This window comes from Flavobacterium xylosi (genome assembly GCF_042787345.1).
Lineage (GTDB): Bacteria > Bacteroidota > Bacteroidia > Flavobacteriales > Flavobacteriaceae > Flavobacterium > Flavobacterium xylosi.
Genome location: NZ_JBHZPZ010000024.1, coordinates 1 through 20,597, shown reverse-complemented (window position 1 = coordinate 20,597; position 20,597 = coordinate 1). Strand labels below are relative to the sequence as shown.

The 20,597-nt window shown below is 34.2% G+C and carries 19 protein-coding genes and 1 pseudogene; 10 read left to right on the top strand and 10 right to left on the bottom strand.

From position 1 onward, the window contains the following. Positions 1-3: 3 nt before the first annotated feature. On the top strand, positions 4-915 hold the full coding sequence (gene nusB, locus ACFX5E_RS15170) for a transcription antitermination factor NusB (RefSeq protein WP_379856010.1): 912 nt from the start codon (positions 4-6) through the stop codon (positions 913-915). A 31-nt stretch (positions 916-946) separates the two neighbouring features. Continuing rightward, positions 947-1,231 (top strand): preprotein translocase subunit YajC, encoded by a 285-nt coding sequence (gene yajC, locus ACFX5E_RS15165; protein ID WP_379856009.1) that lies wholly within the window; start codon positions 947-949, stop codon positions 1,229-1,231. Positions 1,232-1,295: 64 nt separating this feature from the next. Here the strand turns inward: yajC and ACFX5E_RS15160 are convergent, their stop codons facing one another. The 3 genes from ACFX5E_RS15160 to pepT form a co-directional block, all read right to left on the bottom strand. Next, on the bottom strand, positions 1,296-1,748 hold the full coding sequence (locus ACFX5E_RS15160) for a hypothetical protein (protein ID WP_379856008.1): 453 nt from the start codon (positions 1,746-1,748) through the stop codon (positions 1,296-1,298). 337 nt (positions 1,749-2,085) lie between these two features. Continuing rightward, positions 2,086-2,679: a YdeI/OmpD-associated family protein gene (locus ACFX5E_RS15155; protein ID WP_379856007.1), complete on the bottom strand. Its 594-nt coding sequence runs from the start codon at positions 2,677-2,679 to the stop codon at positions 2,086-2,088. Then, positions 2,680-3,957, bottom strand: a complete 1,278-nt coding sequence (pepT, locus tag ACFX5E_RS15150) for a peptidase T (RefSeq protein ID WP_379856006.1) — start codon at positions 3,955-3,957, stop codon at positions 2,680-2,682. A gap of 307 nt (positions 3,958-4,264) precedes the next feature. Here pepT and ACFX5E_RS15145 point away from each other — a divergent pair, with 307 nt between their 5' ends. Together ACFX5E_RS15145 and ACFX5E_RS15140 are read left to right on the top strand one after the other, a co-directional pair. Next, positions 4,265-4,480, top strand: a complete 216-nt coding sequence (locus ACFX5E_RS15145; RefSeq protein ID WP_379856005.1) for a hypothetical protein — start codon at positions 4,265-4,267, stop codon at positions 4,478-4,480. Between the two features lie 172 nt (positions 4,481-4,652). Then, on the top strand, positions 4,653-4,805 hold the full coding sequence (locus ACFX5E_RS15140) for a hypothetical protein (RefSeq protein ID WP_379856004.1): 153 nt from the start codon (positions 4,653-4,655) through the stop codon (positions 4,803-4,805). A 137-nt stretch (positions 4,806-4,942) separates the two neighbouring features. On the opposite strand, the gene ACFX5E_RS15135 is transcribed toward ACFX5E_RS15140, so the two are convergent. Further along, positions 4,943-5,443: a YybH family protein gene (locus tag ACFX5E_RS15135; RefSeq protein ID WP_379856003.1), complete on the bottom strand. Its 501-nt coding sequence runs from the start codon at positions 5,441-5,443 to the stop codon at positions 4,943-4,945. Between the two features lie 259 nt (positions 5,444-5,702). On the opposite strand from ACFX5E_RS15135, the gene ACFX5E_RS15130 reads away from it, so the two are divergent. The 4 genes from ACFX5E_RS15130 (at position 5,703) to ACFX5E_RS15115 (ending at position 9,798) form a co-directional block, all read left to right on the top strand. Continuing rightward, positions 5,703-6,737, top strand: a complete 1,035-nt coding sequence (locus tag ACFX5E_RS15130; protein WP_379856001.1) for a quinone-dependent dihydroorotate dehydrogenase — start codon at positions 5,703-5,705, stop codon at positions 6,735-6,737. A gap of 143 nt (positions 6,738-6,880) precedes the next feature. After that, complete coding sequence (locus ACFX5E_RS15125) at positions 6,881-7,744, top strand: hydroxymethylglutaryl-CoA lyase (RefSeq protein WP_379856000.1); 864 nt, start codon at positions 6,881-6,883, stop codon at positions 7,742-7,744. Positions 7,745-7,855: 111 nt separating this feature from the next. Continuing rightward, a complete protein-coding gene (locus tag ACFX5E_RS15120) occupies positions 7,856-8,407 on the top strand; it encodes a hypothetical protein (protein WP_379855999.1) in 552 nt (183 codons plus the stop codon). Further along, positions 8,404-9,798: a DUF5723 family protein gene (locus ACFX5E_RS15115; RefSeq protein WP_379855998.1), complete on the top strand. Its 1,395-nt coding sequence runs from the start codon at positions 8,404-8,406 to the stop codon at positions 9,796-9,798. Before ACFX5E_RS15120 ends, ACFX5E_RS15115 begins: the two co-directional genes overlap by 4 nt. Before the next feature lie 21 nt (positions 9,799-9,819). Here ACFX5E_RS15115 and ACFX5E_RS15110 read toward each other — a convergent pair whose 3' ends face one another. Continuing rightward, positions 9,820-12,333, bottom strand: coding sequence for a cation-translocating P-type ATPase (locus tag ACFX5E_RS15110; RefSeq protein ID WP_379855997.1), 2,514 nt, complete (start codon positions 12,331-12,333; stop codon positions 9,820-9,822). 163 nt (positions 12,334-12,496) lie between these two features. Here ACFX5E_RS15110 and guaB point away from each other — a divergent pair, with 163 nt between their 5' ends. After that, positions 12,497-13,969: an IMP dehydrogenase gene (gene guaB / locus ACFX5E_RS15105; protein ID WP_379855996.1), complete on the top strand. Its 1,473-nt coding sequence runs from the start codon at positions 12,497-12,499 to the stop codon at positions 13,967-13,969. Between the two features lie 148 nt (positions 13,970-14,117). On the opposite strand, the gene ACFX5E_RS15100 is transcribed toward guaB, so the two are convergent. The 4 genes from ACFX5E_RS15100 to ACFX5E_RS15085 all read right to left on the bottom strand — a co-directional run bounded on the left by ACFX5E_RS15100 (position 14,118) and on the right by ACFX5E_RS15085 (position 19,491). Further along, positions 14,118-16,358 (bottom strand): cation:proton antiporter domain-containing protein, encoded by a 2,241-nt coding sequence (locus ACFX5E_RS15100; RefSeq protein ID WP_379855995.1) that lies wholly within the window; start codon positions 16,356-16,358, stop codon positions 14,118-14,120. Positions 16,359-16,673: 315 nt separating this feature from the next. Continuing rightward, the gene (locus ACFX5E_RS15095; protein WP_379855994.1) at positions 16,674-17,354 is read right to left on the bottom strand and encodes a polysaccharide deacetylase family protein; all 681 of its coding nucleotides are present in this window, start codon (positions 17,352-17,354) and stop codon (positions 16,674-16,676) included. A 30-nt stretch (positions 17,355-17,384) separates the two neighbouring features. Continuing rightward, positions 17,385-18,731, bottom strand: a complete 1,347-nt coding sequence (gene purB, locus ACFX5E_RS15090) for an adenylosuccinate lyase (RefSeq protein ID WP_379855993.1) — start codon at positions 18,729-18,731, stop codon at positions 17,385-17,387. A 67-nt stretch (positions 18,732-18,798) separates the two neighbouring features. Continuing rightward, positions 18,799-19,491 (bottom strand): SIR2 family NAD-dependent protein deacylase, encoded by a 693-nt coding sequence (locus ACFX5E_RS15085; RefSeq protein WP_379855992.1) that lies wholly within the window; start codon positions 19,489-19,491, stop codon positions 18,799-18,801. Positions 19,492-19,708: 217 nt separating this feature from the next. Here ACFX5E_RS15085 and ACFX5E_RS15080 point away from each other — a divergent pair, with 217 nt between their 5' ends. Beyond that, the gene (locus tag ACFX5E_RS15080; protein ID WP_379855991.1) at positions 19,709-20,371 is read left to right on the top strand and encodes a TrmH family RNA methyltransferase; all 663 of its coding nucleotides are present in this window, start codon (positions 19,709-19,711) and stop codon (positions 20,369-20,371) included. A 120-nt stretch (positions 20,372-20,491) separates the two neighbouring features. Here ACFX5E_RS15080 and ACFX5E_RS16280 read toward each other — a convergent pair. Beyond that, positions 20,492-20,597 (bottom strand): annotated as a pseudogene (locus tag ACFX5E_RS16280) (IS30 family transposase); the annotation flags it as partial.

Below are 20,597 nucleotides of genomic sequence, written 5' to 3'. Positions count from 1 at the left end.
GTTATGCAATCCATTTATGCGATGCATCAAAACGGTTCTGATAATCTGGAAAAAGAGGAAAAATTTCTTTTCTATAGTATCGACAATATTCAAGATTTATACCTGATAATGCTTTCTTCCCTGATTGAAATTTGTAAAAAAGAAACCATCTTTTTGCATAAATCATCTCTGAAACATCTTGCTACTGCTGAGGAGCGTAAGCCAAATGAAAAATTCATTAAAAATAGTATTTTTCAAATTCTTTCAGAAAACAATTCACTTAGTATTGCTCTTGAAAATCGTAAAATTGACAATTGGACATTAAACGATGACTATATCTTATTGCTTCTTAATGATATAAAGGCGAGCAAATTGTATGAAAAATACATGAGTAATTCTATCAACACATTCGAAGAGGATAAACAATTTATCGTTGATTTATTTATGGATGTAATTGTTCCTAATGAAAAACTATATGAATATTTAGAAGATGATAAATTAACTTGGGTAGATGATATTCCATTGGTTAATACTCAGATCATCAAGCAATTAAAAGCAATTAAATCGGGTGAAGATGACAATTTCAGAGTGCCTAAGTTGTATAAAGACAACGAGGACAAGGATTTTGTTAGAGATTTGTTTAGAAAAACTGTCTTAAACGAAAGGGAATTTGCTAAAGAATATGTTGATAAAACGCCCAATTGGGACAGCGACAGAATTGCAGAAATTGACACCATTATTCTTAAAATGGCGATTTGTGAATTTCTAAAATTCCCATTGATTCCCGTAAAAGTTACCCTTAACGAATATTTAGAAGTTGCCAAAGAGTATTCTACGCCAAAAAGTAGTATTTTTATCAACGGAATTTTAGATAATTTAGTAAAAGAGCTACAGGCTAGCAAAAAGATGATTAAAGCCGGTCGTGGTTTAATGTAATATTAATAAACAAAAAAGAGATTTTAAAATTATGGGACAATTAACTCAATTTGCGCCGTTTCTATTAATGTTTGTGGTAATCTATTTCTTTATGATTAGACCACAACAAAAGAAAGCTAAAAGCGAAAAAGAATTTGAAAGCAGCTTGAAAGTTGGCGACAAAATTATTACAAAAAGTGGAATTCACGGAAAAGTTTCTGAGCTTGCTGATACGACAGTTATCGTTGAAACCATGTCAGGAAAACTAAAAATGGAGCGCTCCGCTATTTCTATGGAAATGAGCGCAGCATTAAATACTCCAGCTGTAAAAAAATAGTAAAGTCTTCAAACTAATAAAAAATGCCCTGAATTTCAGGGCATTTTTTTATATAGCAATTTGGTTATTTTTTATTCTTCTTATTTTTTTTATTCTTTTTTGCTTTTTTAGATTTCGCTTTGGCCTTTTTTTCTTTGGCTTTGGCTTTTACTTTGGCTTTTTTTGCTTTCTCTTTTTTCGTTTTTTTTGCCTTTTTGGCTTTTGCTTTCGCTTTTTGTTTTGCTTTCTCTTTTGCGTCAGCCTTTTTTGCTTTTTTCTTGTCTTTGTCTTTCATTTTTACTTTGTTTTTAGCCTTGTCCTTACCACTTTTCTTATTTGAAGTTTTGCTATCTTCATCTGGATTAACCGCCGAGATTTCTGTGTTTTTCGTAATAATATCTTCGATTATCGGTTCTTCAATTTCAACGGTTTCTTTTACCGGTTCAACAATTTTTGTTCCCCGAGCTCGAATTGGCTTGTCGATTTCAGGTTTTGCAGGAGATACTGAATCAGTGTTCGGTTCTTTCTTTTGTATCATAATTTATATTGTTAGCATTAGTTTTTATGAAATTTAAACAATAGTTAGTTCTGGTATTAATAAATCGTTAAGTAATTGTAAGTAAATATAGTGATTTAATAAACTAGTTAATGTTAAGGTTTTCAGAAGGATTCCAATAATTTTTTATGATTTGCAACAAATAGTGTCCAAGAAGGGAAGTTGAAAATTGGTATGTTCTTTTTAAAAAATTTCCAGGGGATGTGTTGAAATGAATTTTAATGCAGTTAGCACGAAATTATTGTGAAAATACAGTAATTTAATCTATGTAATTTTAAAAAAAAAGTCCCAACTCTGATGCTAGAATTGGGATTTAATTTTATCTGTATTTGTCATTCAAACCAATGCTTTCAAGTATCATTGGTTTTATTTTTTCTATTCGGGAACGTTTTGTTTCTTCTCGTTTTGTTTCGACTATATATTCTAAAAACTCCTTTTGTTTGTATGTCGAGAATTTTAGAAAAGCTTCTGCTAAATTCGGATCCACATCTAATTCTTTTTGAAAAATTTCCGGCATTTCAATTGTAACTTCAACTTTTGGGGTTTTAATTATTTTTCCCTGCTTTTCATTTTCAATTGCTTCCTGAATATAATCCAAAACTAAAGCTTCATCAACGTTGTCTTTTGATGTAAATCGCCATTGTCGTAATAATTTAGTAACGCCTTCTTGTGCGTTGACTAAAACTTTTTTTTCATCTTTGAGAAATACGCCATTAAAAAACCAAATCGTAAAATAATTTTTAAATCCACCAATTCCGACCACATTTCTATGATCTAAGACATAAACGCAACCTCCCCACTTGGTAGTTTCGATGAGTTCAGTCTTGGCAATAATTGATTTGAGATATTCTAATTCTTCTGTCCAACTATTGATTTTATCCCAAGTAGGCGTATCGGTTTTTGATGATGCCAATTATTTTTTATTTTTAGCTGTTTCTTCGGTTTTAACATAATCGCCTATTGCAGTTAATTCAGCAATTTTGACAATAACTTCTACTGCTTTTTGCATGCTTTCGACAGGAACATATTCGTATTTTCCGTGGAAATTATGTCCGCCAGCAAAAATATTTGGACACGGTAATCCTTTGTATGACAATTGAGAACCGTCCGTTCCGCCACGAATAGGTTTAATTAGTGGTTTGATGCCTATTTCTCTCATGGCTTTTTCAGCAATATCCACAATATGTTTTACAGGTGTTACCTTTTCTTTCATATTGTAATATTGATCTTTTATTTCGGCTGTTACAATATCAGCACCAAATTGTTTTGCAAATTTCTTGTTTATTTTTCGAGTGATTTTCTCGATTAATTCTTTGCGTTTTTCGAATTTTTTCTTGTTGTGATCTCTTATAATCAGTTCCAAAACGGTTTCTTCAATACTTCCCGTAAGGTGATGTACATGAAAAAAGCCTTCGTATCCTTTTGTAGTTTCCGGTGTTTCATCTGAAGGTAATTCACTGATGAAATCATTAGCAATAAGCATAGAATTGATCATTTTACCTTTGGCGTAACCGGGATGAACGCTTTTCCCTTTGAAAATAATTTTGGCACCAGCGGCATTAAAATTCTCATATTCCAGTTCACCTATTTGACTGCCGTCCATAGTATACGCCCATTCCGCTCCAAATTTTTCTACATCAAAATGATGTGCTCCACGACCAATTTCTTCATCTGGTGTAAAACCAACTCTGATTTTTCCGTGTTTGATTTCTGGATTTTTGATAAGGAATTCCATTGCGGTAATAATCTCCGTAATTCCAGCTTTATCATCTGCTCCTAATAATGTAGTTCCGTCTGTTGTAATCAAGGTTTGCCCCTTGTACAATAACAAATCTTTAAAATAGTTAGGTGATAATATGATATTTTGTTCCGCATTTAAGACAATGTCTTTACCATCATAATTAGGAACAATTTGAGGTTTTACATTGAAGCCGGTAAAATCTGGTGTAGTGTCAAAGTGTGAAATAAATCCAATAGTTGGTACTTCATGAAGAACATTACTTGGCAGTGTAGCCATGATGTATGCTTTTTTATCTATTGTTACGTCTTGCATCCCAATAGCTTTTAACTCCTCAACTAGTTTATTGGCTAGGTCCCATTGTTTAGCTGTACTTGGCGTGGTTTCCGAGCTCGCGTCAGATTCTGTATCAATAGTTACGTAACTGATGAATCGATCTATAATATGTTGCATTTTTTATTTGTTTTATGCAAATATAATCATTTTTTCAGAACCCATTTTCGGTATCCTTTAAGAGCTGCTGTAGCCATTGATCTTGCATTTAATCTCTTTTTGTACTACAATTGATTGGAAAGAATAGAATTATAATTAGAATTTTTGTGAACGTTTTTTTTTTCAATTCTAGACAGTATTTTTTTGTTATAACTTTGTTATTCAGTATTTTGAAATGTAAATTTTAAAAAATTCTTAATTCATATGTTATTTTTTTTTGTTAAATTTAGTTATAGTTTCTCCCAGATCTTTTTGCAATTTTTAGATTATGAAAAAACTAGTACTAATTGCTTTATGTTTTTCTTTTCTTGTAGGTTGCAAGAAAGATAAAACGATGGAAGAAACTCCCACAGTAACTTCACTTGATGCAAAAGTTCAACCTGTTGAATTTGCAGTTGCTAAATATACCGAAATGGGTAAAAAAATCACTGGAGTATTTATCCAAAGGGGATATGGATGCATGGATGTTAAATTATGCCGATAATGCCAAATATTATTGGAACAGTGGAGATAGCTTGGTCGGTTAACCGGCCATAAATAAATATTGGAGAAATAGGAGAACTGATGTTATTGAATCGATCACTTTTGAAAATGAAATTTGGCTGCCAGTAAAAGTAAATGATCTGGAAAATGTTAAAAGAAAGGGAAATTGGTTATTGGGATGGTATAAAACTACGGCAAAATACAAAGGAGGGAAATCGATGACGCAATGGATTCACACCGATTTTCATTTTGATGAAAATGATATAATTGATGAGGTAAACCAATATCTGGATAAAGCGGCTATTAATGAAGCCATGAAAAAATAAAATTAGTCTTGAATATCTTTTGAGTTTGAATTTCATTTAAAAGTATTCTGTTTTAATTCACAGAAAATAAGAAACCGAAACCATATATTCTATAGTTTCGGTTTTTTTTGTTTCTAAAACAGAAAAACAAATTGATTTTACTTAGGCAGTGGCATATCAGAATTATAGCAATCACGGAACATTTTCCATTTTCCGTCTTCCATTTTCCAAACGACTAATGATTTTCCACGGTCTACTTCTTTGCCATCTTTATCGGTAAATGTCCATTCGTCTTCTGAAACCAACAGATCATTATTTCCCCAAACTTCTATAGTATTCAAACTAAATTTTGGCATCCCTGATTTCATAAAAGCCGACATAACATGAAGTATGTTATTTCTGCCAGTGGTAGCTTTCGCATTGGGTTGCATAAATTTTGCATCAGTTGTATAACAATTGGCTGCTGAGACGGAGTCACTTTTGTTCATTGCCTCGGTGAAAATACAGTTTTGTTCTTCAATGACTTTTTTGGCAGCAGCCATATCAAAGGTTTCTTTATTCTCTTTTTTGGGAAAATTACAACTTGCTACAATAAATAGACATCCTACAACAGTCATACAAACAGACAATAATCTACGACAATTTAAATTTCTTTTCATTGCCTTTTTTTTAAGTTAAATAGTAAAACTCGAAATAGTAATTTGTTTTTAATAACGCATGGTACTTAAAATTAGTCATTTATAATTAATTATTCAGATTGTTTCTATAAAAAATGGAAAAAGCCCATAAATAAATTACAGATTGAAGTTGAATATTTAAAGTTTGTTTTCAAAAACAAAAATGATTTGCTAAAATTATTTTACAAATATTTATTTATCGAACAGATAGTTCTATTTTTGCAACACCAACACAACAAACATGTATAAATTAATAATTCGTCCTATACTTTTTTGGTTTGATCCGGAAAAAGTTCATTATTTTACTTTTTCATTGATTCGATTTTTATCTAAAATTCCCGGATTTTCATTGCTTTTTAAATCACTTTATGATATCAATGATCCAAGACTAGAAACAGAAGTCTTTGGATTGAAATTCAAAAATCCGGTTGGATTGGCAGCAGGTTTTGATAAAGATGCCAAGTTGTATAAAGAATTATCCAACTTTGGTTTTGGTTTTATAGAAATAGGAACGCTTACGCCAATAGGTCAAGAAGGAAATCCTAAAAAAAGATTGTTCCGTCTGAAGGAAGATAGCGCCATCATTAACCGAATGGGGTTCAATAACGGTGGAGTTCAAGAAGCGGTAGAGCGATTGAAAAAAAACACAGGTGTTTTAATTGGGGGAAATATTGGTAAAAACAAACTGACTCCTAACGAAGAAGCAACTTCAGATTACGAAATTTGTTTTGATGCATTATATGAGTATGTCGATTATTTTGTAGTCAATGTGAGTTCGCCAAACACACCAAATCTTCGTGCCCTACAAGATAAAGAGCCATTGACTCAATTGTTGCAAACACTGCAAAATAAGAATTTGGCTAAGCCAAAACAAAAACCAATTCTGCTGAAAATCGCTCCTGACTTGACGGATGAGCAATTGCTGGATATTATAGATATTATTAAAGAAACTAAGATTGCCGGAGTTATTGCAACGAATACAACTATATCTCGCGAAGGATTGCAATCCGAAAATAAATCAGAAATGGGTGGTTTGTCGGGAAAACCATTAGCAAAACGTTCCACTGAAGTTATCCGTTTTTTATCTAAAAATAGTAAGAAAGCCTTTCCTATCATTGGAGTGGGGGGAATCCATTCGGCGGAGGATGCCATTGAAAAACTGGAAGCCGGAGCGTGTTTAGTGCAATTGTATACTGGTTTTATTTACGAAGGTCCAGCTTTGGTCACAGCCATAAACAAAGAGATTTTAAAACGATTACAACCCCCACGTTACTAAAAGGGCTGTTAGCACTCAACTATTATATTACCAAATAATGTAATATTTTATTTTATTACCAAAATAAGTAATAAAACCAATTTTTAGAAATTTAGAAATTCAAGATTTAAAATTCATAATTGTTTTTCTATCTTTGGGCTTCTATGGAGCCAATAAAAATTATAGAATGTCCACGCGATGCCATGCAAGGCATAAAGCCATTTATACCTACTGAGAGAAAAGTGACCTACATCCAATCTTTATTGCGTGTGGGATTTGATTCTATAGATTTTGGTAGTTTTGTGTCACCAAAAGCGATTCCGCAAATGCGGGATACCGCCGAAGTTCTGGCACAACTTGATTTATCTCAAACCCGAAGTAAATTATTGGCAATTATTGCGAATACTCAAGGCGCAACATTAGCTGCTGTTCATCCTGAAATACAATATTTAGGTTTTCCTTTTTCGATTTCAGAGAATTTCCAAATGCGGAATACCCATAAAACTATAGCCGAATCATTAATCACTTTGCAGGAGATTCTGGAAATAGCCTATAAAAGCAATAAAGAAGTTGTGGCCTATCTTTCTATGGGATTCGGGAATCCATACGGTGATCCATGGAACACGGAAATTGTAGGGGAGTGGACGCAAAAATTATCTGATATGGGTGTTAAAATTTTATCGCTTTCGGATACGGTGGGAAGTTCAACGCCGGATGTAATTGGGTATTTATTTTCGAATTTAATTCCAAAATATCCTGAAATAGAGTTTGGAGCCCATCTTCATACCACAGCTGATAAATGGTTTGAGAAAATTGATGCTGCTTACAAAGCGGGTTGTCGTCGTTATGACGGTGCCATTCAAGGTTTTGGCGGATGCCCAATGGCGACCGATGATTTGACAGGTAATATGCCAACGGAGAAATTATTGTCCTATTTCACTTCAAAAAAAGAAAATACTAATTTAAGTCCAATGAGTTTCGAAAGTGCTTATAATGAAGCTTCTAAGTTATTTAGGGAATTTCATTAGTGAGTAAGCTTAATTACGTTAAATATTAACATTTGGTTAGTAAAATAATAAGTTATCAATTGATACGTTCGTATTATTATATTTGAAGATTGATTTTAATAAATTTAAATAATGAAACGAGTGTCGTTCAATAGAATTTTATTGCTACTTATTATATCCTTGTTTTCTTTTTCCTGTTCAAGCGACTTAGATTTTAATCAGGCTAATGATTTGAAAATAGAACCTGTTTTCATTTCAAATTTGGCCTATTTTGATATTCCTGCACATGAATTTGTAACCAATGGCGTGGAGCGGAGTATAATAGTCGATTCCCCTACAGTTGATGTCTTTAATGACGCTTTTTTAAAAAATCATTTAACAAGAGCTGATTTGTCTTTTGAAATAGACAACACAATTAATAGAGCGTATACTTTAGATATTATATTGCGAGACAAGAACAATCAGCCACTTTACACTATAAACTTTAATGTTCCTGCATATACTGGCGCTGCGAATCTTGTAACAAAAAAGGAAATATTTGAAAATGCTAATCTTGATCTATTGAAGAGTACCACTAAAATGACTTTTTTTATCAAAATGCTTTCTGGTTCGTTATTAAACGAAAATAGTGTAGGAAGTATTAAATTACGTTCAGGTGTCACCGCTTATTTAATAGTGCAATGAGAAAATTAATATTGCTTTTTGTTCTATTTCTATCGGTTAAAAGTATTTCCCAAAACAAACAACTTTTATATAATTTCACTTCAGTGCCGCAGTCTTTGATGACTAATCCAGGTGCTGATGTTACCTATAAATTCTATTTTGGGATTCCATTATTATCAGGTGTTTCGGCTAATGTGGGTTCTAGCGGTTTCTCGGCGTATGATTTATTTGCAGACAATGGAGTAGATTTTAATGTAAAATTGCGTGATGTAGTGTTTTCTACCACAAGAAAAGATAAAGCAGCAATAAACGAACAAATAGAGTTATTCAGCGGAGGTTTCAGAATTAAAGGAGCACAGGATCAATACAATTCCTATATTTCTTTTGGAATGTATCAGGAATTTGATTTCCTAAGCTATATGCCTAAAGATTTACTTATCCTGGCTTTGGACGGAAATAATGGATATCTGGGAAAAGTATTTGACTTGGGTGATTTGAATTTAAAAGCCGAAATGCTGACGGTGCTGCATATTGGTTATCACAAAAATATAAATGACAGACTTTCATTAGGATTTAGAGGGAAAATTTATTCGAGTATTTTTAATGCCTCTTCAACAAAAAACTCGGGGTTTATTTATACAATACCTTCGAATGTCAATATGTATGAGCAGGTTATTTACTCTAATTTGCAACTTAATACGTCTGGTATTGCTAAGTATGATGATGAGGATTACAATGGAGATGTGGCAAAAGATATTAAAAGTAAAGCTCTTTTTGGAGGTAATTTGGGCTTAGGTTTTGACGCCGGGCTTACGTATTATCCTGAAAAAAATATTCAATTTACGGCAAGTATTATTGATGTTGGTTTCATTAAACACACTAAAGAGGTGGAGAATCTGACGTATAAAGGATATTATAAGTACGATGGAATAAATCCTAAATTTACTGGAACTAATTCGGCAGGAAATGTATATCAGGAATTTAAGAATGCTGTTCCGTTGGACACTTTACATAATAAATATACAACATGGCGACCTGCAAAGTTCAACTCCTCTATTCAATATTCCTTTGAAGAAGAACGCACTACGGATTGTGATTGTGCCAACTATAATCAGGAAACTATCTATAAAAGTGCCGTTGGTGCGCAGTTGTTTGTCATGACAACACCGAGGACTCCTTTGATCGCTTTCACAACGTATTACAAAAGAAAAATTTTCAATGCATTACAAATGAAGGCCACGTATACAATAGATTCTTATTCCTATAAAAACATAGGATTGGGATTGTCAAGTAATTTTGGACCCGTAAATTTTTATGTTCTTGCAGATAATCTTTTAGAATATAGGGACATTTCAAAAGCCAACAGTTTATCTTTTCAATTGGGTCTAAATATTATTTTTAAGGATAAATAAGAATCAAATTAGCTTGATTTATTAGTGTTTTCTGCGTTTGAACCATTTGTATATTTCTATCCAAAGTACCGAAACTAATCCAACTAAAATACTCAAACCTATTTGGCTTCCTGAAACCGTTTCAAATTGGAAGAAATGTGAAAATGCAGGTACAAATAATAGTAAAGTGGTGATTATAATTGTTAAGGAAATAATCATCAATACTAAATTATTTTTATAGCGTAAAGTGGTAAATATGGAATAATAAAAAGAACGGTTAGCAAGCGTGAGAAAGATGTTAGACGATATCAATGTTAGAAAAACAGTTGTTCTTGTTACACTTTCGATACAATTAGTAGCCACACAATATTGATAAACAAATAAGAGTCCAATAGTAATCATGAGTCCCTGAATGATGCTAATGGTAATCTCTTTCAGATTAAAAAAAGTGTTCGTAAAAGGCCTTGGTTTTAGCAGCATCAGATTTCGTTCCATAGGTTCATTTTCATAAATAATGGAACAGGTAGGGCCCATTATTATCTCCAAAAAAATAACGTGAACCGGCGATAAAATATTTGGATAAACCCAGCCCAAGGCCAAAGGAATAAAGACAATTAGGATAATGGGAATATGTATGGAAATGATATATTGAATGGCTTTTTTTAGATTGATATAGATTTTTCTGCCCATAGCGATCGAATCCGTCATTTTAGAAAAATCATCATCAATTAGGATTAAATTTGCGGCTTCTTTGGCAATTTCCGTTCCTTTTTTACCCATAGCAATTCCGATATGCGCTGATTTTAGTGCTGGGCCATCGTTTACGCCATCGCCAGTCATGGCCACAATTTGATTATTATCTTTTAATGCTTTTATGATTTTAAGTTTGGCCTCAGGAAACATTCTTGTAAAGATGGTTGTTTCCATTACTTTTTCTTTCAAAGTTGCATCATCCATTGCCATTAATTCATCTCCGTTTAAGGTTTTTTCGGGGTTTCTGAAGCCAACTTGCTTTGCTATGGTAGATGTTGTGACAGCATTATCTCCGGTTACTATTTTTACTAGAATTCCTGCGTTATAAAACGTTTCGAAAACCGCTTTAATATTCTCTTTTGGTGGATCGTAAAAAGCAACTAATCCCTTAAAATGAAAGGCAAAGTCCTGCTGTTTTTTTGGAAAATTATTCCCCGAAAATTCCGTTACGCCAACTCCTAAAACACGAAAGCTCTTATTTGCCATGGATTCCACAGCTGCCAAAATTTGGTCTGCTTCCTTCTCTGATAAATTAGAACTCGCAATCAAAGCTTCCGGAGCACCTTTGGCAGCAATGATTCTTGTTCCTTCTTGGTTTTCAAAAACATGGGTCATCATTGGAGGTTTTCCGTCCAAAGGATATTCGTGTATTAATTGGAAATTAGTTCTTTCATCAGTGATTTCTAATTTTGAATAGGCTTCATGTAGTGCAATTTCCATTCCGTCAAACGGGATAGGTTCACTGGCCCACATTGAAATGCTCAGTAATTCTTGTTCTTCTTTATTTAAATTAGGACTTTCATTCTCGTTTTTAATGTCTTTTATTTCATTTGATGAAAAAATATACCATTGCGCCAGACTCATTTTATTTTGAGTAATAGTTCCTGTTTTATCCGTACAGATTACGGTTGCACTCCCTAGAGTTTCTACCGTTTTAGTTTGTTTTACAATAATTCCCATTTTCATTAAACGCCAGGCGCCTAATGCCATGAAAGTGGTAAAAGCAACCGGAATTTCCTCTGGAATAATGCTCATTGCCAGTGTTAATGCTTTTAGAAGACTGTCTAAAATATTTTTCGAATTGTAATAATTAATACCCCAAACAATTCCAAAAATCACTAGTCCTACAAGAGACATTTTCTTTACAAAATTGCCAATTTGTAATTGTAAAGGTGTTTTTTCTTCAATGATTGTTTCAATGCTTTTACCAATTTTGCCAATTTTTGTTTCGCCACCAATAGCATTAACTTCACAAATGGCCAATCCGCTGGCTACAATGGTTCCGCGAAATACCTGATTGTTTTCCGATTGTTCATTTTTAAAAACAGCAAGCGATTCGCCTGTAAGTATCGATTCATTGGCCGAAAAATCATTGGATTGAATAATTGTGGCATCAGCAGGTATGAATGTACCTTCTTCTATTTGAATGAAATCACCCAACACAATTTCTTCACTGAGGATTTCTACAATCTCATCATTTCGAATGACTTTACTTTTTGGTTGGGATAGTTTTTTTAGTGATTCAATGGCATTTCTGCTTTTTGATTCCTGATAAAGTGAAATCGCAGAAACCAATAGTATTGCTACTGCCATAAAAATTCCATTTCCATAATCCCCAGTAATGAAATAAATTGCTGTTGCGGTCATCAGTAATAAAAACATTGGTTCCTTAACCATTTCTATTAAGGAAGTCAGAAAGTTGTTTTTATCTTGATGATCTAAAGAATTCGAGCCATTTTTAGCCCTTGATTCCTTTACTTGATCGTCTGAAAGCCCTTTGAGATGTTGTTTAGATTCTGTCATTGAAAAGGAATTAATCAAATTTTATAGATTACAAACAATGAAAGTTAATAGTAGCCTACAATACCCTACATAATGCAATTTAATCAATTATTATAAAAAGTAGTCGTTTTTTTGCTTAAGATTGTCTATATTTGCACGCAATTTAACTACAACTACAATTGCAATGATCGCACACAATTCTAAGATTATCGGTGAAGGATTAACTTACGATGATGTACTATTAGTTCCTAATTACTCAGAGGTTCTTCCTCGCGAAGTGAGTATCAAATCAAAATTTTCAAGAAACATAACACTTAATGTTCCAATAGTGTCCGCAGCTATGGATACTGTTACCGAAAGCGCTATGGCAATTGCTATGGCTCAAGAAGGAGGTATTGGTGTCTTGCACAAAAATATGACTATCGAGCAACAAGCCGCTAAGGTGAGAAAAGTAAAACGAGCCGAATCGGGTATGATTATCGATCCGGTGACCTTGCCGCTGACTTCTACTGTTGCCGATGCTAAAAACGTAATGAAAGAATATGGTATTGGCGGAATCCCCATTGTGGATGAAAACAAAATACTTAAAGGAATTGTTACTAATCGTGATTTACGTTTTGAAAAAAATAATGCAAGACCTATTGTTGAGGTAATGACAAGTGAAAACTTGGTAACGGTTGCCGAAGGAACTTCACTTGAACAAGCGGAAGTTGTTTTGCAAGGATATAAAATCGAAAAACTTCCGGTAGTAGATGCCTCTTATAAACTAGTGGGTTTAATTACGTTTAGAGATATTACTAAATTGACCCAAAAACCAAATGCAAATAAAGATAAATACGGTCGTTTGCGTGTAGCGGCTGCATTAGGAGTTACTGCAGATGCGGTAGAAAGAGCTACTGCTTTGGTTAATGCTGGAGTAGATGCGGTTATAATCGATACCGCACACGGACATACAAAAGGTGTTGTAGATGTGCTAAAATTAGTGAAAGCTAAATTCCCAGAATTAGACGTTATTGTTGGGAATATTGCTACTGCTGAAGCAGCGAAATACCTTGTAGAAAATGGCGCTGATGGTGTGAAAGTAGGAATTGGACCAGGTTCTATTTGTACAACTCGTATCGTTGCAGGTGTTGGTTTTCCTCAGTTTTCAGCCGTTCTTGAAGTTGCTGCTGCTATAAAAGGTTCAGGAGTTCCTGTAATTGCTGATGGAGGAATTCGTTATACAGGTGATATCCCTAAGGCTATTGCTGCTGGTGCTGACTGTGTGATGTTAGGTTCGTTACTAGCGGGAACTATGGAATCTCCGGGAGAAACTATTATTTTTGAAGGAAGAAAATTCAAATCATACCGCGGTATGGGTTCTGTTGAAGCGATGCAGGAAGGATCAAAAGATCGTTATTTCCAAGATGTGGAAGATGACGTTAAAAAATTGGTTCCGGAAGGAATTGTAGGTCGTGTACCATACAAAGGAGAATTGAATGAAAGCATGCAACAATTCATTGGCGGTCTTCGTGCCGGAATGGGATATTGTGGTTCAAAAGATATTCCAACTTTACAGGAAACAGGCCGTTTTGTTCGTATCACAGCAAGTGGTATCAACGAAAGCCATCCTCATAATGTAACGATTACCAAAGAAGCTCCGAATTACTCTAGATAAAATAGTCTGAAAAAGACGAAAATATAAAAGTAAAAAAGTGCAAGAAATGAATCTTGCACTTTTTTTATGTCTAATTATGAACGAAGTTAGTTGGTGATTTTGTCTCCTCCTTTGGAGAGTCCCAAAGCTTCGGGAGGGGAGAGGATTTCTAATTATGAACCAAATCAGCTAATAATTTTTTATTTCCAACAATCCAAAGAATATCATCCTTCTCTAACAAAACATCTGATTCGGGATTTAAGATTCTTTTTCCCTTTTTTTCAATACCTACAACCAAACCACTAGTTTTCTCCCGCAATCTGGAATCCCGAATACTTTTTCCGATGTAGGATTCGTTTTTCAATTCTATTTGTTGCAATACAATTTCGGCTTCGGTAAGGGTATCAGGAACATCAATTTCATGTTGGTCTAAATACGATTTGAATTCTTTTACTTGTGCATCGGTACCGATCACACAAATTTCATCACCTGGAAATAATCGTTCATTTTTATTGGGAATATTGATCATAATATCGCCTCGCTTGATAAACGCAATATTTATTCCTATTTGTTCCCTAATTTTTAATTCTTCCAATGTTTTCCCTGCAATATTGGACTCAGTGGCAATATCGAAAAAAGTCATGTGTCCATCCCAAGGAGATAAATCGCTTCGGCTTCTTTTGGCTTTTGTGATTTCTCTGGCATTTAGGTTTTTTAAGAAATGATTTTCGATGCGATGGTACTGTGCATTTAATCTTTTTTGGAAAACAAAATAAACGACCAAAGCTACAATCAGTGCAATAAAAGCAACAATTGGAGAGAAGAAAATATTTAATAAAAATCCAATAAAAAATGTGGTGAGAATTACTCTCAAGAGAAGCATCATCAGAATTGGCCCTCGGTATTTTCTTTCTTCCAGCAAAATAGCGACTTCATTTACTGCAACACGGCGTAATGAAAGCGCCCATAAAAAAGGGGAAAGTACCACCAAAGTAATTAAGGCACCTATAGCATTACCAAATTGAAAATCAGTAACCAAAGGCAAAAGATATTTAGAGGAGAGTAAAATGGCCGCAAATATGATTACCGAGTGAACAATGACTTGAACTAGATAGGCATTAATTACAATCTGCCAATTGCTAACAGATTTAATGGATTGGGTATTTGCACTGTAACGTTCAATTCGTTTAGTCCATTTTCTAGGTAATTTTTTGGATAAATATTCTGAAAAAGGCGTGGACAATTTTATCATAAACGGCGTCGTGAATGTCGTCACCGCCGAAACCGCTACGACTATCGGATACAAAAAAGAACTGGTCACATTAAGTGTCATTCCCAATGTTGCAATAATGAAGGAAAATTCCCCAATTTGTGACAAACTCATTCCCGTTTGCACGGATTGTTTTAAGGGTTGTCCCGAAAGTAATGCACCAACAGTCGAGCTTATCGATTGTCCAAAAATGGTTATTAAGGACAGAATCAGGACAGGAATCGCATGTTCATATAAGGTTTGAGGATTGATTAACATTCCGACAGATACAAAGAAAACGGCTCCAAATAAATCTTTAACCGGTTTTACTAAATGCTCGATGTGTTCTGCCTGCGTAGTCTCGGCAATGATAGAACCCATAATAAAAGCACCAAGGGCAGGTGAAAAACCAACATCGGCAGCCAGAATAACCATCATCAAACATAAGGCAAGCGAAATAATAAGCAACATTTCATCGGATAATAAATGCTTCGCTCTTTTGAGTAAGGTTGGAATAAAAAAGATACCTCCAACAAACCAAATCGTTAAGAAAAATACCAGCTTTAAGACGGATTGTAATAATTCTCCACCCGAAAATTGATTGCTAACGGCAATAGTCGATAATAATACCATCATTAATATGGCAACAATATCCTGAACAATAAGGGAACCAATAACAATACCGGCAAAATTTTGAGTCTTAACGCCTAATTCCTCAAACGTTTTGAGAATAATAGTAGTCGATGAAATCGAAAGGATTACCCCTAAAAAAATGCTGTCCATTTTGGACCAATCCATCCACTGGCCAACAAAATATCCAACTACAACCATCGTCACAATTTGTGTAATCGCCGTGATTGAAGCTGTGCCGCCCACTTTCATCAATTTCTTAAAACTGAATTCAAGACCAAGACTAAACAATAAAAAGATTACGCCAATCTCTCCCCAAACCTCCACACTTTTAATATCAGTCACCGATGGGAAAAAATCAAAATGATTTCCTGCCAAAAATCCTGCTATCAAATAACCCAAAACCAGCGGTTGCTTCAATTTTTTAAATAATAAAACGGCAATCCCAGCGGTCATAAGTATTAGTCCCAAATCGCTTATCAGTGGTTGTAAGTGATGTGTCGTTTCCGTTACTATTGCTGCAGTATCCATAGTTTTTATTTTTATTTGGGAGCTATTCCAGCCATCCGTTTCAAGCTTTTAGTCATAAATCGTTTTTTCTATTCCACTTGCAGGAGCTTCCTTTGGTCGCTCTGCCAGTGCAAGAAAAAATAATTTTTTCCATCAAGGCTTTTCACTTTTGTCTGGGCTATACTGCCAGAAACATTTGTGTTTTATAAAATTAACACTTTTCATTGTTGTAATGAAAAGTATTTTATTTTTAATTGTTCAATTCAGATAAAGTGTAAAAGTTCATGTTATGTTGTTTACATAATTACAAATCAGTTTTAAGGTTTCTATTTTAGTTTAATAATTGGCTGTTACTTTCAGAACGGGTTTATGACAAAACAATACCAGGATTTTATGCCTTCGTTTGGCATAATCCAATAATTGTATAAGATAGGGAATGCTGAAATTGGGATGATCCGTATCAATGCCTGTTGCAAGAACTAATTTAGAGTTATTGAAATAGCAATTTTGGAAAAATGGATCTTCCGAGCCATAGGTTGTTCCTCTGATAATTTTAAACTTTTTTAAAGGTGCTTTGTCAATGTTGGCATTTCTAAAACCAAAAGGATAGGCAAATGACGTTATTTTAAAATTATAAAAATGCATTAAAGCAAGCATCGGATTTATTTCCTGTTTGATATAGGCGTCAACTCCATTTTTGGAAACAAATTTAGGAGCGTTAAAATGATGGAAACCATGGTCCGCAATTTCATGCCCCTTCTTCTGTAATTGCAACAGTTCCTTTATTTCAGAACGATTTAAAGTATTAATTTTAGAAACACAAAAAGTAGCTTTCCAGGAGTATTTACGCAATATTTTATCCGCGTTGAACCATTCATTAATACTTGTATCATCAAATGAGATTACAACGCCAGCAGTAGGCTCTTTAAGATTGGTTTTTTGAGAAGTGTTTTTATTCTCACAGGAAAATAAACAAAAAGTACAAAGGAATATGAATTTTAAAATGGTTTTGTTCATATTGCTTTGTACTTTGTATGTGTTTTGGTTTTAAATCCCTAAGAAATTGCTTGGAGTGATTTGCATTAATTCTGCTTTAATTGCATCCGAAACGTCTAAGGTAGCGATAAAACCATGAATTGCTTTTTTATCAATCGCTTCATTGGTTCTAGTCAATCCTTTTAGAGCTTCGTAAGGATTAGGATATCCTTCACGACGCAAAATAGTTTGAATCGCTTCGGCAACAACAGCCCAGTTTTTTTCTAAGTCTTCGTGGAATTTAGGTTCGTTCAATAATAACTTGTTCAATCCTTTCAAAGTTGCTTCAAAAGCGATTAAAGTATGTCCAATTGGTACACCAATATTTCTTAAAACCGTACTGTCTGTCAAATCACGTTGCAATCTTGACAAGGGTAATTTAGCGGATAAATGTTCGAAAATCGCATTGGCAATTCCTAAATTCCCTTCTGAATTTTCAAAATCAATTGGGTTTACTTTATGGGGCATCGCCGATGAACCTATTTCTCCCGCTTTGATTTTTTGTTTAAAATATTCCATTGAAACGTACGTCCAAATGTCTCGGTCTAAATCAATTATGATCGTATTTATTCTTTTCAACGCATCAAAAAATGCGGCGAAATGATCGTAATGTTCAATTTGTGTAGTAGGGAAGGAGTGGTGTAAACCTAAGTTTTCCTCTACGAATTTTCCTCCAAATTTTCTCCAGTCAATTTGAGGATATGCCACGTGATGTGCATTGTAATTTCCGGTTGCTCCGCCAAATTTGGCTGCGAAAGGAATATTAAACAACAAACGCATTTGCTCTTCTAAACGCTCTACAAAAACCCCAATTTCTTTACCCAAACGAGTTGGTGAAGCCGGTTGTCCGTGTGTACGGGCAAGCATGGGAATATCCTTCCATTCAATACTTAAATCTTTCAATTTTGAAGTCAAAGTAATCAATGAAGGCATATACACTTTCTCGAAAGCTTCTTTTGTAGAAAGCGGAATCGCCGTGTTATTAATGTCCTGAGAAGTCAATCCAAAGTGGATAAACTCTTTATATTCGGATAATCCTAATTTTTCAAAAGCATCTTTGATAAAGTATTCCACCGCTTTTACATCGTGGTTGGTTACTTTCTCTGTTTCTTTAATCCAAAGTGCATCTTCAGTAGAGAAGTTTTTATATATGTTGCGTAAGCTTTCGAATAAATCTGGTTTTACGGTTGCAAGTTGTGGCAAAGGAACTTCGCACAAAGCAATGAAATATTCAATTTCAACCAATACGCGGTATTTGATTAAAGCTTCTTCCGAGAAGAAAGGAGCCAGTGAAATAGTCTTGTTTCTATATCTTCCGTCGATTGGAGATATAGCATTCAATTCGTTTAAAGTAGTCATTGTTTTGTTGTTTGTTCGAAAAGCACAAATATAAACCTTTAGAAACAAAATAGAAAAGGATTACTTTTTAAATAAATGCGATAAGCTTCTTTTTTAATATTTTCATTCCTTCAGAAGCGACTTCCGGAATCACCTCCAATCGATTTCTAAGATTTGGTATTTGTATGGGTTTTGGATCGATATAAAAAATAGGCGTTTCTCTGGGTGTGAAATCGATTAGTCCAGCCGCAGGGTATACTTGCAATGAAGTCCCAATGACAGCAAAATAATCTGCGCTTTGAGTAATTTTTAGTGCTTGGTCAAGTGCAGGGACTTCCTCACCAAACCAAACGATATGAGGACGCAATTGGTTTTTGTTATTGTCTAAATCGCCAAAATTTAAATCCTCCCGCCAATCCAGAATATAATTAGGGTTTTTGGAACTTCTTACTTTTAATAATTCGCCATGCAAATGCAATACATTCGAACTTCCTGCGCGTTCGTGTAAATCATCTACATTTTGAGTAATGATATACACATCAAATTCATTCTCTAATTCAGCCAGAATCTGATGTCCCAAATTAGGTTGTACTTCTTTGAGTTGCTGTCTTCTCTTGTTATAAAAATCTAGAACCAAAGCGGGATTTTTATGCCAGCCTTCCGGAGTTGCGACATCATTGACATTATGTCCTTCCCAGAGTCCGTCACTGTCGCGAAAAGTTTTGATACCGCTTTCGGCACTGATTCCTGCTCCGGTCAAAACCACTAATTTCTTTTTCATTTTATATCAATTTGGGCGTGACCACAAGGGTCGGGCTTTCGGCTTTATCTTTTTGGCTAAAAAGCCAAAAAGGATACCGCCTATATCCCTCACGCGAATTCCGTGAACATTCATAATTTGGTTTCAATTGAACAACCCTTAAAGCTGTCATCACAATCCACTTTTAAAGGTATAAAGCTAGTCTTTTTTACTATTTTTGCAAAAAAAATAACCCACAATGATTGACATTGATTACCTTAATTTTCTTGAAAATATCCTTACTGATAACCGAAAAGAGAAATTCCTCAAAGTTCTGGAAAACAGAACCAACCATTTTACCATTGCTGTTGAAGACATTTTCCAGATGCACAATACGAGTGCGGTTATGCGAAGTTGCGAGGTTTTTGGAATTCAGGAATTAAATGTGATTGAACAGCGTTACGGAAAAAGTATCGACAAGGAAATTGCCATGGGCGCCCAAAAATGGGTCGACATCAATACATTTGACAGTATTACGAATTGTGTTGATACGTTAAAAAGTAAAGGCTACCAAATCATAGCTACTACGCCACATGAGAATGATTGTTTGATGGAAGATTTTGACATTACAAAACCCAGCGCTTTATTTTTTGGAACAGAAAGAGACGGATTGTCAGAAGAAATTTTACAACGCGCCAATGGTTTTTTAAAAATCCCGATGGTAGGTTTTACTGAAAGTTTGAATATTTCGGTTTCGGCATCCATTATCATTCAAAACTTGACGAACCGTTTAAGAAACTCAAAAATTGACTGGCATTTATCCGAAGAAGAGATTTTAGTAAAAAGATTGGCTTGGGCCAAAAATTCTATAAAAGATATTAAAAGAATTGAAGAACGGTATTTTTCTGAGAATGTTAAATAGTTCTTTAATATTGCTATAGTTGTTTCTTTATTTAAAAAATAGCATGTAACTTGTACTGTTTTCGCAAAACAAGATACTTTGTCAAATACTGTATTTAACGCATGATTTAAAAAGCAGGATTCAAGTTATAAATGCAACTTTTTGATTAAACATATAATTAGGTGTTTCAAAATTAAATCTTTTTCTTGGTCTATTGTTTAATTTCTCTTGTATTTCTATAATTTTC

Excerpts from the sequence above, each read along its gene's own strand:
- nusB (WP_379856010.1), top strand. The coding sequence starts at position 4 with ATGCAATCCATTTATGCGATGCATCAAAACGGTTCTGATAATCTGGAA.
- yajC (WP_379856009.1), top strand. The coding sequence starts at position 947 with ATGGGACAATTAACTCAATTTGCGCCGTTTCTATTAATGTTTGTGGTA.
- ACFX5E_RS15160 (WP_379856008.1), bottom strand. The coding sequence starts at position 1,748 with ATGATACAAAAGAAAGAACCGAACACTGATTCAGTATCTCCTGCAAAA.
- pepT (WP_379856006.1), bottom strand. The coding sequence starts at position 3,957 with ATGCAACATATTATAGATCGATTCATCAGTTACGTAACTATTGATACA.
- ACFX5E_RS15145 (WP_379856005.1), top strand. The coding sequence starts at position 4,265 with ATGAAAAAACTAGTACTAATTGCTTTATGTTTTTCTTTTCTTGTAGGT.
- ACFX5E_RS15135 (WP_379856003.1), bottom strand. The coding sequence starts at position 5,443 with ATGAAAAGAAATTTAAATTGTCGTAGATTATTGTCTGTTTGTATGACT.
- ACFX5E_RS15130 (WP_379856001.1), top strand. The coding sequence starts at position 5,703 with ATGTATAAATTAATAATTCGTCCTATACTTTTTTGGTTTGATCCGGAA.
- ACFX5E_RS15125 (WP_379856000.1), top strand. The coding sequence starts at position 6,881 with ATGGAGCCAATAAAAATTATAGAATGTCCACGCGATGCCATGCAAGGC.
- ACFX5E_RS15120 (WP_379855999.1), top strand. The coding sequence starts at position 7,856 with ATGAAACGAGTGTCGTTCAATAGAATTTTATTGCTACTTATTATATCC.
- ACFX5E_RS15115 (WP_379855998.1), top strand. The coding sequence starts at position 8,404 with ATGAGAAAATTAATATTGCTTTTTGTTCTATTTCTATCGGTTAAAAGT.
- ACFX5E_RS15110 (WP_379855997.1), bottom strand. The coding sequence starts at position 12,333 with ATGACAGAATCTAAACAACATCTCAAAGGGCTTTCAGACGATCAAGTA.
- guaB (WP_379855996.1), top strand. The coding sequence starts at position 12,497 with ATGATCGCACACAATTCTAAGATTATCGGTGAAGGATTAACTTACGAT.
- ACFX5E_RS15100 (WP_379855995.1), bottom strand. The coding sequence starts at position 16,358 with ATGGATACTGCAGCAATAGTAACGGAAACGACACATCACTTACAACCA.
- ACFX5E_RS15095 (WP_379855994.1), bottom strand. The coding sequence starts at position 17,354 with ATGAACAAAACCATTTTAAAATTCATATTCCTTTGTACTTTTTGTTTA.
- purB (WP_379855993.1), bottom strand. The coding sequence starts at position 18,731 with ATGACTACTTTAAACGAATTGAATGCTATATCTCCAATCGACGGAAGA.
- ACFX5E_RS15085 (WP_379855992.1), bottom strand. The coding sequence starts at position 19,491 with ATGAAAAAGAAATTAGTGGTTTTGACCGGAGCAGGAATCAGTGCCGAA.
- ACFX5E_RS15080 (WP_379855991.1), top strand. The coding sequence starts at position 19,709 with ATGATTGACATTGATTACCTTAATTTTCTTGAAAATATCCTTACTGAT.